Genomic DNA, 14348 nt, shown 5'->3' on the forward strand with positions numbered 1-14348 from the left:
TAAAGACAGGAAATAGCCATGACCCATTGGATCAGTACTAACGAAATTCGCAGCCGATTTTCCGCTTTAATGTCAGACATGTACCAAAATGAAGTACCACTTTATGGTGATCTCATCGACTTGGTGAAAGACATCAATCAAAGTACGCTTGAACAACAGCCGACGTTACACAGTCAATTGCAACACACTGGTGAACTACCACGCTTATCACAAGAGCGCCATGGGGCAATTCGCCTTGGCACTGCTGCTGAACTCAACAATATGCGTCGTGTGTTTGCGGTCATGGGCATGCACCCTGTCGGTTACTATGACTTGGTGCCATCTGGTGTGCCGGTACATTCAACTGCTTTTCGTGCGATTGAAACTGCAGACCTCAACCAATGCCCATTCCGTGTATTTACCTCGCTGTTACGTTTAGAGTTGATTGCTGATGAACAGCTCAGAACACTGGCAGAACAAGCCTTAGCCAAGCGTCAAATCTTTAGTGACAAGGCTTTGGCGTTGACAGCGAAGTTTGAGCAAAATGGTGGTTTAGTTGAAGCTGATGCACAAGACTTTGTACAAGAAGTGCTGGAAACCTTCCGTTGGCATACCGATGCACCTGTGAGCAAATCACTGTATCAAGCGCTACATGATCAACATCGCTTAATCGCAGATGTCGTAGCATTTAAAGGTCCGCATATTAACCACCTCACGCCAAGAACCTTGGATATTGATGCGGTTCAACACAATATGTTGGCCCGTGGTATTCCTGCAAAAGCGATTGTTGAAGGTCCACCGCGCCGTCAATGCCCGATTTTGTTGCGTCAAACCAGTTTTAAAGCATTGCAAGAGAACGTGAACTTTGCCGATGCAGATCAACTGGCACAAGGTAGTCATACCGCACGTTTTGGTGAAATTGAGCAACGTGGTGTAGCACTCACGCCTAAAGGTCGTGCACGCTATGATCAGTTATTACAACAAGCACGCAGCTTGCTTGGTCGTAGCCCAGATGATAGCAATGCCGTTGAATATGTCCGTATTTTAGAACAAACCTTCCAAGCTTTCCCCGATACCTATGCCGATTTACAGGCTGAAGGTTTGGCCTATTTCTACTATTTCGTCAATGCAACGGCTGCAAGCAAGGCAGCACACACGTGGACGACAGCCGATGTTGCTACACTTTTGGCCAATGGCAGCTTAAGCATTGAACCAATTGTATATGAAGACTTTTTACCAGTTTCTGCCGCAGGTATTTTCCAGTCAAATTTGGGTGAAGCCAATCAAACAGACTATGCCTCGGTATCAAACCAAGCCTTGTTTGAACAAAGTCTTGGTGCACAAGTGCATGATGAAATGCAGCTTTACCAAAGCTTAGAACAGCAATCTTTAGCAGCTTGCTTAGCACAGCTCAATAAGCAGTAAACCCTGCTGGTAAAATCGCAAAGCCCTATCCTAAACGCTTACCCGCCCTACTTCATCATTGAATAGCGCGGGTAAAGCTGAGAATCAAAGCTTAAATCCTTACATGCCAGAAAGTTGCCATTGCTCATCCCGCCATTCAATCTCGGTATCATCAAGATTGACCTGCCACACTGCATCGAATAGCACCCTTCTTATTTCTGTTAAACATTCCAACCAATATAGGATGCTGTCGAACAACTGATCTTGCTCTAAATGCAAAGCTAGTTTTGTTGAGCCACGTAATATTTCAAGCGGTGTATCATCATCAGACTCATCTAATGCAAAAGATTCTGCCTCTTGTTTAAGTGCAAAATTATCATTAAATTTTTGAATAATACCTTCAATGCTTTGTATTTCTTCTACGCTTAATGATTGATCACGTTCGGCTGAGTAATAAAGTGAAACGCCCATAATTTCTCCTATTATATTGACAACTCAAATTGTATGAATTTTATTTAACAATTAAATATATGTAATTTGATTTTAAATAGTTTTTCACCAATGTGTAAATACTAAATCTCTCCCTCTTACGCCCTACATGGCTCATCTTTAAAAAATGGATGAGCAGCGCTGCTGTGCAAGGGATGAATTGCTCTGGATCGTAAACAGCATCTCAAAAGATCTGTAGACCCCCACAAAAACACCAAATTTGTGTTATATAGGAGCAGTTTTTTTGTGAAGCTATACCATTTGTTAAACTTTATTCCGAAAAGGAATAGTAACTGTCAAATTATTCGTTTGAGCGTAACAAAAAACTAAACTAAATTCCCGAATACGCAAAAGAAAGGAATACTTTGTGAAAAAACTTTGGAAGTTTTATGTAAACACTTCGTTTATGGCCAAGATGACCACGGGCTTTGTTCTAGGGATTGTGGTTGGTATTCTCTTGGGGCCAAAAAGTTCGGTGCTTTACCCGCTTGGAAAATTATTTTTAAATCTCCTGCAAATGATCGTCATCCCCTTGGTGATTTTACCGCTGATTGTGGCTGTAAATACCTCGAACCCAAAAGAGTTGGGGCGTATTGGCGCTAAAATATTCCCATTTTATTTTATTTCAACAGCCGTTGCGGTGATCTTAGGGATTATCTTAGCGAAATGGACCAATCCTGGTGTGGGTTTAACCCTGCCAAATTCAGCTAATATTACGGCACCAGAAAGCCCATCTTTTATAAACACCTTATTAAATATGGTGCCGACCAACATTTTCAGTGCGCTTAGCTCTGGAGATTTATTGGCTATCGTATTTATTACGATTGTTGGTGGTTTAGCGATTTTATTTCTCCGCCACAGTCCAGATGAAAATCAGCGTAAATCAGGCGATTTACTCTTTAATGTTCTTCAAGCGTGTAATGAAGTCGTTACCAAAATTTTAGCGGGCGTATTACTCTATGCTCCAATTGGCGTATTCGGAATCACCGCCAATACCTTTGGTAGTCAGGGCATCGACTTGGTGATCGTACTTGGTAAATTTATTGGTACGTCATATCTCGGAGTGATCTTATTAATTACCGTGATCTTCCCAATCTTCTTAAAATTGTTTGGGGTTAAAGTCATTCAGTTTTACAAAGATATTAAAGAAGCCATGCTCACTGCATTTGTGACCAGCAGTAGTATTGGTACGCTGCCGATTTCACTTAAATGTGCAGAAAAAAGCGGTATTAGCAATAAAGTATCACGTCTCACTTTACCGCTTGGCCTAGCCTTCAATTTAAATGGAACTGCTTTACGTTTTGGTGTTGCCGTTATTTTCGCTTCTGAAATTATTGGAATCAGTTTATCGGTTCCAGAGCTGGCCACCATCGTGATTATTAGTACTCTGGCTGCTGTTGGTACTGCGGGTGTACCTGGTGCTGGCTTAATCGGCATGTCGATTGTATTTTCTCAAGCCAATTTACCAATTGAAATTGTGGCATTAACTGCGGGGATCAACGTGCTTTTAGACATGATCTTTACCTGTGGCAATGTCGTCGGTGACTTGGTTGGTGCAAAAATTGTGGATCAATCCGAGCGCCATGCAGGTGCAATAGATGAACCCACTGAAACTGTAGAACCGGCTGAAATGACCGCATCGACGTCATCTAAACTCAGTACCTAATTAAAAATCTACACGCGATTTAAATTGCTGCCCAACATTGTTTGGGCTGTTTTTTATTTATATTATTCTCACACCGCAAATTTTAATTTATACACCACATCTCAACCCTTCAATTGCATCAAATCCTCTGACCTTGTTTTATTTCTGTGCTTTGGCTTGAGCCCCGATTCACATTTAAACTATGATCAAGCGATAAAGCATAAGTCAAACTTATTCGCTAGCCTGCTCTCTTTGTTTACCTGTATTTAAATACTGTAACCATGCTGAAATGAAGACCTGTATACATGCTGACGTTAAAATCCAAAGAATACCCCTCGATAATGTCTTTACGTTGTTTTGAAGCTTCGGCTCGCTACCTAAGTTTTACCAAAGCCGCGCAAACATTACATATGACTCAAAGTGCAATTAGCAAACAAGTCGCGCATTTAGAAGAGAATCTAAATGCTCCACTGTTTGAGCGTTCTTTGCAGCGTTTGCAACTTACCCCAATGGGAAAATTATTTTTAGTTGAAACCCAGATTATTTTAAACCAAATTGAAACCTCAGTACTCAAGGTCTTGGCACATCGTAATCAAGAAGACACCTTAAATATGCTGGCTCACCCAACCTTATGCACCCGTTGGTTGATCCCATTATTAAAAGGGTTTAAGCAACAATACCCAAATATTAGTGTCGATATCCAAGAACAGTTTAGTTCTGCCGATATTGATATTACGCAAACCGATATTGCCTTTCTATATGGCGATGGCATTTGGCGTGATATGACCAGTATTCGATTGTTTGAAGAAGAATGCGTGGCAGTTTGCGCACCGAGTCTACTCAATACTCCCCTGAAAAGTTTAGATGATTTCCAGCGCTATACTTTAATTCAATCGCGTGCTCGGCCACGGGCCTGGGAAAAATATTTTCAAGCACAAAACTATTTACATGATAAAAGCTATATTGGGCCGCGTGTCGATACTTTTGCAGCTTGCGTAAATTCAGCGTTGATTGATACCGGTATAGCGATTGTACCGAAGTTTTTCGTTCAAAAAGAATTAGAAAATGGGGAGTTGGTTTTGGCTTGGCCTTACCATATGCAGACCAACCGTTGTTATTACATGACCTATCCGATCTCGATGGCACAAACCCCCAAAGTTATGGCCATGGTGCAGTGGATTAAACAATCACTAGAAAGCTAAACCTATTTTTGATAGCACCTTCAGCCGTATATCACATAAAAATACCTGACGACTGTGAGATCAATCAGGTATTTTAGGCACTGTATTGCATTGCAGGCAAAACGCTTTGCTTTAACGCTTTAACGCTTTAACAATAATGCATGTAATATCTGGATAGGATGCTGTGAAATTTCATGATCCATGCGTTTAATTTGACTACGGCAAGAATAGCCAGTCACCAACAATTGCTTGGTATGTAACTGCTGCTGTTGTTGCCATGATTGTTGATAAATATTTGCAGACAATTCACGGTGTTCGGCTTCGTGCCCATAAGTACCTGACATACCGCAACAGCCCAAAGACAATGCTTCCAATTGCAGTCCAAAATGTTTGAAAATCTGTTGCCACTGGGCCATTGAGGCTGTGGCTTGGGTTCGCTCAGTACAGTGCCCTGCCAAATAATAAGTTGCAGCCGTTGTCTTTGACTGAACTGGTGAGGGGTGCTGTGCAAGCCAGTCGACGAACCATTCTTGTAATAATTGCACCTGTCCATTAAACACAGGTACAGGTTGAAGGTATTCAGTTTTATATTCTTGTCGATAAACCAAGGTCATGGCTGGATCTAAACCAACCAATGGCAAACCAAATTCAGCAGCATGATTCAGCAGCTTAATACTCTGTTCGCGCTTCTGCTCAAACTCAGCCAAAAAACCATGTACATGCAAGGGCTTAGCATTCGGTAAAAATGGGAGTATATAAACTTTTAGCCCCAAAGCAGTTATCGTTTCAATAGTCTCAATCAATACGCCAGTATCGAAATAGCGAGTAAATGCATCTTGCACCAAAATAACTGCATTCAAATCATATTGATCAAGATTACTCAGATCATCATCCAGTAAAATTGCGCCATGTTTGGCTAAATCTGCTTTGGCTTGTGGGTGAAACAATGGAATATCGACCATCTTCATCAAACTTTTTTGCATCAGTTGCAGTGGTTTCAGCTGCTGCATAAAGTTATACAGGGGCGCAATATGCAGCAGTTTCGGCATCAATTGCTCCAAATGACTCACCATATAATCACGCAATGAACGACGATGACGCTGATGGAAGCGATGTAAAAAACGTGATTTTGCATCTGGAATATCGACTTTAACTGGGCATTGTCCAGCACATGATTTACAAGATAAACAACCATGTAAGGCATCATAGACTGCATTATCAAAGCTGGATTGTTGTTCACCAAGCTGCTCACGGCGCAACCATTCTTTGACCAGAGTAGCGCGACCTTTAGGAGAATGAATCCGGTCACGTGTCACCTTATAAGACGGACACATCGGGTCATCTAAATCATAATTAAAACAGGCACCATTGCCATTACATTGCATGCTGGTGCCAAATGCTGCCCAATCTTGTGTGCCGATTTGTCGATCAAAATCACCACGCAAAGGCACTTCGAGCAACTTCAGCAAGCGCGTTTTCGGTTGAGTCTCTGGTGTGGCAATCTTCCCAGGATTCAATTGATTATGTGGATCAAACCAACCTTTGATTTGCTGAATTAAGGGATAAGCTTCACCAAAAAATACCGGTGCATAGCCTGAACGTAAGCCCTTACCATGCTCCCCCCAAATCACGCCCCCATATTTATGCGTGAGTACAACGATTTGATCACTAATCGCTTGCACCATCTGTGCTGACTCAGGTTGTTTCATATCCAGTAACGGACGTACATGTAACACCCCAGCATCAACATGCCCAAACATGCCATAGTCCAGCGCATGTTGATCTAAAAGTGCTCTAAATTCAGCAATATAATCTGCTAAATGCTCAGGTGGAACAGCGGTATCTTCCACAAAGGGTTGCGGTCGTTTCTCACCAGCAACATTACCTAATAGCCCCACAGCACGTTTACGCATCGCGTAGACATGCGCAATCTGTGCATGTCCGACTGCCACGGTAGCGGTTAAACGCTCTACACTCTGGTCTTGTTGCAGATGCTTAAAAAAATGAGCTTGTAATTCAGCCAATTGCTGTTCAGTTTCAGCATCAATCTCGACTAAATTAATGCCTTGGACATGCTGCCCATTTTGCTCAGGAAAATAAGGCGCAACATTCTGCCACACCATATCTTGCTTGGCTAAGTTCAACACCTTAGAGTCAACCGTTTCAATCGACAACGGTTGTAATTGCATCAATGCCTTTGCATCATTCAATGCGTCTTGAAAATGCGCATAACCAATATTAATCAAAGCACGATGTTGGGGTATTTTTAGTAAATTAACTTTGGCGGCAACGATCAATCCCAGTGTACCTTCACTGCCACAGAGCAAATTGTTGATATTAAAATGGGTCTCATCAAAACATGCAGGCAAATCATAACCCGTTAAGGAGCGGTTTAATTTAGGAAAGCTGTGCTCAATCAGCACTTGATGTTGATTTAATAAATCAAATATGTGTTGGTAGAGTTGTTGCTGACGTGGACTTTTATCGGCTATAGCTTGTTGTAATTCACTAATTAAAATCGATTCAGATTCAAGCACTTCTCCACCTGTTAACACCGTTTTAAGCGCCAAAACATGATCATGCGTTTTGCCATAACGGCAACTGCCCTGACCACTGGCATCGGTATTGATCATGCCGCCAATGGTGGCTCGGTTTGAAGTAGATAGCTCGGGTGCAAAAAACAGCCCATAAGGTTTTAATGCATGATTAAGCTGGTCTTTCACCACGCCAGCTTCGACCCATGCCGTTTGTTGTATCGGATCGATGTGTAAAATTTTATTCATGTAGCGGGATAAATCCACCACGACACTGTTGCTTAAAGACTGACCGTTAGTACCTGTACCACCGCCACGTGCAGTCAATGCAATCTTTTGATAAGTCTTTGAGTTTGCCAGTTTCATCATGATTTGCAGATCCTCGACATTTTGAGGATAAATCACTGCCTGAGGTTGCCATTGATAAATTGAATTATCGGTGGCATATACCGCTTTTACCGCTTCTGAAATATCAATATCGCCATGTAAATCTGGACGCAATTCATTTAAAAAGTTTTCAATCAGTTTTACATCAATAGGAGTCATTTCGGTTCAACATATATCGGGCGAGTTGAATAAGATCAACCTGAAGCTGGAATCTCGTCATATTTAAGGCTTAGACTTTCGGTTAACGTGTTGCAGCATTCTCATGAATACAAAGCACAAATAACGCTGTTAAAAAACACCAGATCACTTGCTGCAACAGTTCCACATCCTTGTTGCTTCTGTATTGCGTCAGTAAATCGCCATTCTAAATGCGCAGTATGTAATGCCGATCAAGCCAAGACTATTTTGCTATTAGATAAGAGATCCCGCATTTCTCCAAAAGAAATCTCTGACTTAAGTCATTCCTTTTTTTCTTGATTTTTAATTCTTCGAAATCCACTGCCAGCCTAAATGCAATATTTTAAATATTTCATACAACACGACTGTAAACATGACTACTGACTTGTTAGCACTTTTTGTGCATAATATATATCTAAATGTGATATGCAGAATCTCATGCCCACACCCAAATTTAAATTTACGACAATGCTGCCCGCCTTGTCATGGATGAAGCGCTATAACCGATTGAAGTTTAAATCGGATTTACTGGCCGCTTTAATTGTCATTGCGATGTTGGTTCCGCAAGGAATGGCCTATGCCATCGTTGCAGGTTTACCCCCAATTACGGGTTTATATGCCAGCGTTTTACCCATGATCATTTATGCCTTGATTGGGGGGAGCCCGACCCTGTCAATTGGCCCAGTCGCATTAATTTCGATGATGACCTTTGCCACACTTAATCCTTTTTTTGAGGTTGGCTCACCGGTCTATATTCAAGCCGCTTGTTTACTTGCCCTTTTGGTTGGTTTAATTTCTTTGGTTTTGGGTGTATTTAAATTTGGTTTCTTAATTCGCTTAATCAGTCATCCCGTGATTAAGAGTTTTATTATTGCTTCTGCGGTGTTGATTGCGTTCAGTCAAGTCAGACTGTTGGTGAATGTGCCTCTTGATATTACCAATATGACTCAGTTTCTAATCAGCTTCTGGCACTACCTGCCTGTTATGCATTTAGAAACGTTGATGCTTGGTATTTTCGCCATGATTTTTTTAATATTCAGTCCTCGCCTGTTACGCTCAAGCTGGCTGTCGCGTTGGCTTTCTGAATCTGTACGTCATTTTGTAATTAAAGCCTTGCCATTGCTGATGATTTTTTTAGCCATTGTGGCAATGCAACTGTTTCATTTAGAGAATTTTGGTATTAAAACTGTCGGAGAAATTCCCTCAGGTTTCCCCCCTTTAAATATGCCCTATTGGTCTTGGGACTTGGTGCTGAAATTACTGCCTGGTGCAGCAATGATCGCAATGGTCAGTTTTGTGGAGTCGATTTCAATTGCTCAAGCCACGGCCTTTCAAAATCGTAGCGAACTCAATAGTAATCAAGAGCTGATTGCGCTCGGACTGGCCAATTTAAGTGCGGGTGTCACCTCTGCCTTTCCGGTGACGGGCAGCCTATCACGTACCGTGGTCAATGCCGACGCTGGCGCCAAAACCCCAATCTCCGGGGTGATTTCCTCTATTTTCATTGTAATCGTAAGTCTGTACTTTACTGGGGTTTTTCGTGAATTGCCGCTGGCAATTTTAGCTGCAACCATTATGGTCTCAATTTGGAAGCTGGTTGATTTCAAACCGTTTATTGAGACTTGGCGCTATTCGAAAGCGGATGGTCTTGCCATGTGGGTGACATTCTTTGCGGTGCTTTTTATCGATATTTCTGCCGGTCTGATGATTGGTATGGCAACAACGTTCTTGCTGTTACTCTGGCGCATCAGTCGCCCACATATCGCGGTGATTGGGCAAGTACAAGGCACTCAACATTTTCGAAATATTCATCGCCATCAAGTGATTACTCAATCTGAACTGGTTTCCATTCGAATGGATGAAAGCCTCAGTTTTTTAAATATCAGCAGCCTTAACGAATTTATTATTCAAGAAGTCAGTAACAATCAAGTACTCAAGCATGTGATCGTAAATTGTTCAAGTGTGAGTAATATCGATTTAAGCGCATTAGAAACATTGATTGATATCAATGATGAATTATATAAACTAGGGATTAAATTACATTTTTCAGAAGTTAAAGGGCCAGTTATGGATAAACTGAGACGCTCAAGTTTAATTGAACATTTACATGGACAGATTTTCTTAACTCATTATCAAGCAGTTGCTGCGTTAAAATATGAGTTAGATAACTATATTCAGATCTAGAATCTGAGATTAAAAAATGCTCCCGGTATTCTGATTATTTCATCCTGCTCGACTGCTGAAATACTGGGGGAGATTGATAAAACGGGGAATTTAAATTAAAAAATTGATGCTTTAAAAGGCTTTAATTTCAACTTTAAATTGTTTTCAAAAATAAAATTTAATGCGTGTAGAATAGCGGATTATTTTTTCACAGAATTTATATAAGGCTAGACTATGTTTTCAGCCCTAGGTCGTTTAAACCTTATCTCTCGCATCTTAATTGCGATCGTTTTAGGCGTACTTGTCGCCTATCTATTCCCACAATCTGCACCCCATGTGAGTTTGTTGGGCGATATATTTATTAAAGCTTTAAAGTCTGTTGCGCCAATTTTAGTCTTTGTCCTGGTCATTGCCTCGATTGCCAATTTCAAAGTCAATCAAGGTGTGGGCAGCTTAAAAACCATTTTACTGCTCTATGTGATCAGCATGTTTCTTGCTGCCCTGAGTGCCGTCGCAGCAAGCGTGATGTTCCCAAGTACTTTATTGCTTGATCTCGCACCTGGTACGCATTTAGAAGCACCGAGTGATATTAGTGCAATTCTAAAAGCGTTGGTACTCAGCTTTATCACCAACCCAATTACGGCCTTAAGTGAAGCAAACTTTATTGGTATTTTAGCTTGGGCTGCTGTATTAGGCGTCGCTTTACGCCACAGTGCTGATACCACCAAACAAGTGATCTTAGATTTTTCTGAAGCGCTGTCTAAACTGATTAAATGGGTGATTAATTTTGCACCTATCGGTATTTTCGGGATCATCGTAGTGACCTTTGCTGAATCTGGTTTTAAAACCTTGGCATTATATGGTCATTTGATCCTGGTACTGGTCGGCACCATGCTATTTGTTGCCTTGGTCATTAATCCCATCATTGTCGCATTTGTCATGCGTAAAAACCCATATCCATTGGTGCTGATCTGTTTAAGAGAAAGTGGTATTACTGCATTCTTTACCCGTAGTTCTGCTGCAAATATTCCGGTCAATTTAGATTTGGCCAAACGCTTAGGCATTAATGATGCCATTGCTGGTGTTTCGATTCCGTTAGGCGCAACCATTAATATGGCTGGTGCTGCAGTGACGATCACCGTCCTGACCTTAGCAGCTGTAAATACCTTAGACATACAGGTTGGTTTGGTTACCATGATTGTGCTGTCGGTGGTGGCTGTCATTACTGCATGTGGTTCTTCGGGTGTTGGTAGTGGCTCGTTATTGCTGATCCCGGTGGCCTGTGGTTTGTTCTTGATTCCAATCGATATTGCGATGAAAGTCGTTGCAATTGGTTTGGTGATTAGCGTGATTCAAGATTCGACCGAAACGGCTTTAAACTCATCGACTGATGTATTGTTCACCGCTGCTGTAGAACTGTCGAAAAAGTAATATACTGAGGGCAAATATTTTATAAGGCATCAAGTTTGAGTGATTATTTATCTTGATTAATCTCATTTAAATTTGACTTACTGCTTTGCTTGATTAACGAATAGATAGGTTTATGCTGATACAAAATTTACCCCGTTGGCTACTTCTTTCTGCATTTTTGCTGGCCATGAATGCAGGAATGATTAATGTCTTGGGCTTATTTAGTTTGTTGCACCAGTCGGTTTCACATATGACTGGAAATGTCAGTTTTGTCGCTGATGCTTTAATTCAACAACAGTATGGTCATGTCCTCTATTTATTGTTAGTTATTGCCTGTTATGTTTTAGGCTCGAGCTATAGTGGGTTTATTTTAGGTAATAGTCATTTTGAACTCAGTCAACGTTATGGTGCACCACTGTGCTTAGTTGCCATATTTATTCTGATTTGTTGGTTATTTCTACCCTATTATCCACGTTATGCCTTGCTCTGGGCTTCTGCGGCAATGGGTGTTCAAAATGCCATGGTGAGTCATTATAAAGGTGCGATTATTCGCACCACGCATCTTTCTGGTGTACTCACTGACTTGGGGTTAGCCCTAGGATATCTCCTTAAAGGCTTACCTGTTGAACCAAGACGTATCATTTTACATTTGATGATTTTCGTTGGCTTTTTACTCGGTGGAATTATTGCCTCGCTGGTCTATCCTTATTTAAAATTTGAAGCCTTCCTGATTCCTGCAGGCTTAAGTTTATTATTGTGTGTGGTATATTGGGTGGCTTTATTTCGTGTTCTCCCTTTTTCAAAAAAGTAATCGTTGTGAGTTGAGTTATGGTTAAAAATGCATTGCAAGCCCAGTTATTAAAGGCGGGTTTGGTCGACACTAAAAAAGCAAAAAAACTATCCAAACAAGCCCAACATGAGCATCGTACTGGTCAAAGTGATGAAGCTCAACTGAAAGAAAAAATTGAACAAGCCAATCAAGAAAAAATTAAAAAAGACCAATCGCTCAATATGGAAAAACAACGCATCTTAGATGAAAAAGCGTTAAAGGCTTCCATTATTCAAATGATTGGTCAGCATAAAATTACTGACAGTAAAGGTGATGTGACCTATCAATTTATTGATGAAAATAAAATCAAAAAAATCTATACCAACCAACAGGCATATAATGCCTTGGTATCTGGTAGTTTGGTGATCGCACGCGACCATGCAAGCTATGCCTTATTGCCTAAAGCTTTGGCAGATCGTATTAATGAGAAAATGGAAGGTTTTATTCTGGTCAATAATGCAGAACAAACTGAACAAGTGACCAATGAAGAAGATCCATATGCAGCCTATGTTATTCCAGATGATTTAATGTGGTAATCAGCATATCGCTTCAATTATAGACCGAGACCAATCGGTCTGTTTATTAAATCCTTTAAAAAATATATCGAATGCACTGACCTCATAACTGTCAGTGCATTTTTTATTTATATACCATCACGTTTAAATTATTGGGTCAAATTTATACGGCCCAATCTATTTAAAATTGACTTTACCTTACTCACCTCTTTATATTTACCCACTTAAGTTGTATAAAAAATACTCATGCCAGTGCAGGTCAAGTGGCTGAATGAACAAATCGTGTATATGAAAAGTGTCTTATCAGGTTTAAATCGTTCATTTTTAATAGAATGATCAGTAATATGAATTGAGAGGTTATTGCTTTTGAATAAAATTAAGTTCATCCAAGATACGATAAATTGGGCGAATCAGTATCCTTGGCTAGAAATGCTCAGTTCACTTGCAATCCTAATTGTGGTCGCCTTCGTTGCTAACTTTATTGCCAAAAGAGTCGTTGTCAGTGGCGTTCGAACATTATTATCTAAATTCAAATTTATTGATCAACAAATATTTTCTGAACATAGTGTTATTCGCCGTATTGCCAATGTTATTCCAGCACTGATTATTTTATATGGTATTCGAACGGTTCCTCATTTATCTGCGCCACTGCATAGTTTTATCCAAATGGTGGCACAAGCTTTTATTTTCCTAACGATTGCATTGAGTATCAGTGAGTTTTTAAATATTTTTAACTCAATGTATCAACGTAATCCCAGGGCCAAAAATAAACCCATCAAAGGCTATTTACAACTGGTTAAAATGATTGTCTATATCGTCTGTATTTTGATGATTATGGGCACATTCTTAAACAAAGATGTATTCAGCATATTGGCTGGTTTTGGTGCGATGGCCGCAGTACTGATGTTGGTTTTCCAAAATACAATTTTATCGATTGTGGCATCCGTGCAGATTTCTTCGTACGACATGATCCGTATTGGTGATTGGATTGAAATGCCCTCTTTAAATGCCGATGGTACTGTCATTGATATGTCATTACATACGGTGACCGTCGAGAATTTTGATAAGACCTTAACCACTGTTCCAACCAATAAATTAGTCACGGATACCTTTAAAAACTGGCGTGGCATGGCGCAATCTGGGGTGCGCAGAATTAAGCGTTCCATTTATATTGATCAAAGCAGTATTTGTTTTTTAGATCAACATAAGCAAGAGGAATTGAAATCATTTTTATTGCTTAATCAATACTTAGATAATAAACAAGCTGAACTTGAACGTTTTAATGAACAGTTTGAAGATGAGTCTGAATATAATCTGCGTCAAATGACCAATGTCGGTACATTTAGAGCTTATATTCACTTTTATCTACAAAATCATCCAGGTATTGCGAAGAATCAAACCTTGATGGTGCGCCAATTGCAACCAACCAGTGATGGCCTACCTTTAGAAATTTATGCTTTTACCAATACCATTGTTTGGACTGAATACGAAGCAATTCAATCCGATATATTTGACCACTTAATGGCGATTATTCCCGCTTTTGGTTTGAAAATTTTTCAAGCACCTTCTGGTCTTGATCTGAGGTCATTGTCCTCAAAAGACTCGGCAGAATAAACATTGTTTGTTTGACTCGAA

At 40.4% G+C, this 14348-nt stretch carries 10 protein-coding genes; 8 read left to right on the forward strand and 2 right to left on the reverse strand.

Annotated elements, in window-relative coordinates:
• Positions 1–18 precede the first annotated feature (18 nt).
• On the forward strand, positions 19–1404 hold the full coding sequence (gene hglS, locus FD716_RS09200; protein WP_139852048.1) for a 2-oxoadipate dioxygenase/decarboxylase HglS: 1386 nt from the start codon (positions 19–21) through the stop codon (positions 1402–1404).
• Positions 1405–1503: 99 nt separating this feature from the next.
• Here the strand turns inward: hglS and FD716_RS09205 are convergent, their stop codons facing one another.
• Positions 1504–1854: a hypothetical protein gene (locus FD716_RS09205; RefSeq protein WP_139852049.1), complete on the reverse strand. Its 351-nt coding sequence runs from the start codon at positions 1852–1854 to the stop codon at positions 1504–1506.
• Positions 1855–2239: 385 nt separating this feature from the next.
• On the opposite strand from FD716_RS09205, the gene FD716_RS09210 reads away from it, so the two are divergent.
• Both FD716_RS09210 and FD716_RS09215 read left to right on the forward strand, forming a co-directional pair.
• Entirely contained in the window at positions 2240–3538 is a 1299-nt protein-coding gene (locus tag FD716_RS09210) for a dicarboxylate/amino acid:cation symporter (RefSeq protein ID WP_215895459.1), read from the forward strand.
• A 320-nt stretch (positions 3539–3858) separates the two neighbouring features.
• Positions 3859–4719 (forward strand): LysR substrate-binding domain-containing protein, encoded by an 861-nt coding sequence (locus tag FD716_RS09215; protein WP_228714934.1) that lies wholly within the window; start codon positions 3859–3861, stop codon positions 4717–4719.
• A gap of 119 nt (positions 4720–4838) precedes the next feature.
• Here the strand turns inward: FD716_RS09215 and FD716_RS09220 are convergent, their stop codons facing one another.
• Entirely contained in the window at positions 4839–7778 is a 2940-nt protein-coding gene (locus FD716_RS09220; RefSeq protein ID WP_139852051.1) for an FAD-binding and (Fe-S)-binding domain-containing protein, read from the reverse strand.
• Between the two features lie 456 nt (positions 7779–8234).
• Between FD716_RS09220 and FD716_RS09225 the strand changes: the two genes are divergently transcribed.
• From FD716_RS09225 to FD716_RS09245, 5 genes are all read left to right on the forward strand, one after another.
• Complete coding sequence (locus FD716_RS09225) at positions 8235–9980, forward strand: SulP family inorganic anion transporter (protein ID WP_139852052.1); 1746 nt, start codon at positions 8235–8237, stop codon at positions 9978–9980.
• A 213-nt stretch (positions 9981–10193) separates the two neighbouring features.
• Positions 10194–11390 carry a serine/threonine transporter SstT gene (sstT, locus tag FD716_RS09230; protein ID WP_139852053.1) on the forward strand — a complete coding sequence of 399 codons (1197 nt, stop codon included), beginning with the start codon at positions 10194–10196 and terminating at the stop codon, positions 11388–11390.
• A 112-nt stretch (positions 11391–11502) separates the two neighbouring features.
• A complete protein-coding gene (locus FD716_RS09235; RefSeq protein ID WP_139852054.1) occupies positions 11503–12180 on the forward strand; it encodes a YoaK family protein in 678 nt (225 codons plus the stop codon).
• A 17-nt stretch (positions 12181–12197) separates the two neighbouring features.
• Positions 12198–12734, forward strand: coding sequence for a DUF2058 domain-containing protein (locus tag FD716_RS09240; protein ID WP_139852055.1), 537 nt, complete (start codon positions 12198–12200; stop codon positions 12732–12734).
• A 345-nt stretch (positions 12735–13079) separates the two neighbouring features.
• A complete protein-coding gene (locus FD716_RS09245) occupies positions 13080–14327 on the forward strand; it encodes a mechanosensitive ion channel family protein (RefSeq protein ID WP_228714935.1) in 1248 nt (415 codons plus the stop codon).
• Positions 14328–14348: the final 21 nt, after the last annotated feature.

Origin of the sequence: Acinetobacter pullicarnis, from assembly GCF_006352475.1 — a bacterium.
GTDB lineage: Bacteria > Pseudomonadota > Gammaproteobacteria > Pseudomonadales > Moraxellaceae > Acinetobacter > Acinetobacter pullicarnis.

Coding starts and splice junctions, on each gene's coding strand:
- FD716_RS09225 (WP_139852052.1), top strand. CDS start 8,235: ATGCCCACACCCAAATTTAAATTTACGACAATGCTGCCCGCCTTGTCA.
- sstT (WP_139852053.1), top strand. CDS start 10,194: ATGTTTTCAGCCCTAGGTCGTTTAAACCTTATCTCTCGCATCTTAATT.
- FD716_RS09240 (WP_139852055.1), top strand. CDS start 12,198: ATGGTTAAAAATGCATTGCAAGCCCAGTTATTAAAGGCGGGTTTGGTC.
- hglS (WP_139852048.1), top strand. CDS start 19: ATGACCCATTGGATCAGTACTAACGAAATTCGCAGCCGATTTTCCGCT.
- FD716_RS09220 (WP_139852051.1), bottom strand. CDS start 7,778: ATGACTCCTATTGATGTAAAACTGATTGAAAACTTTTTAAATGAATTG.
- FD716_RS09235 (WP_139852054.1), top strand. CDS start 11,503: ATGCTGATACAAAATTTACCCCGTTGGCTACTTCTTTCTGCATTTTTG.
- FD716_RS09205 (WP_139852049.1), bottom strand. CDS start 1,854: ATGGGCGTTTCACTTTATTACTCAGCCGAACGTGATCAATCATTAAGC.
- FD716_RS09215 (WP_228714934.1), top strand. CDS start 3,859: ATGTCTTTACGTTGTTTTGAAGCTTCGGCTCGCTACCTAAGTTTTACC.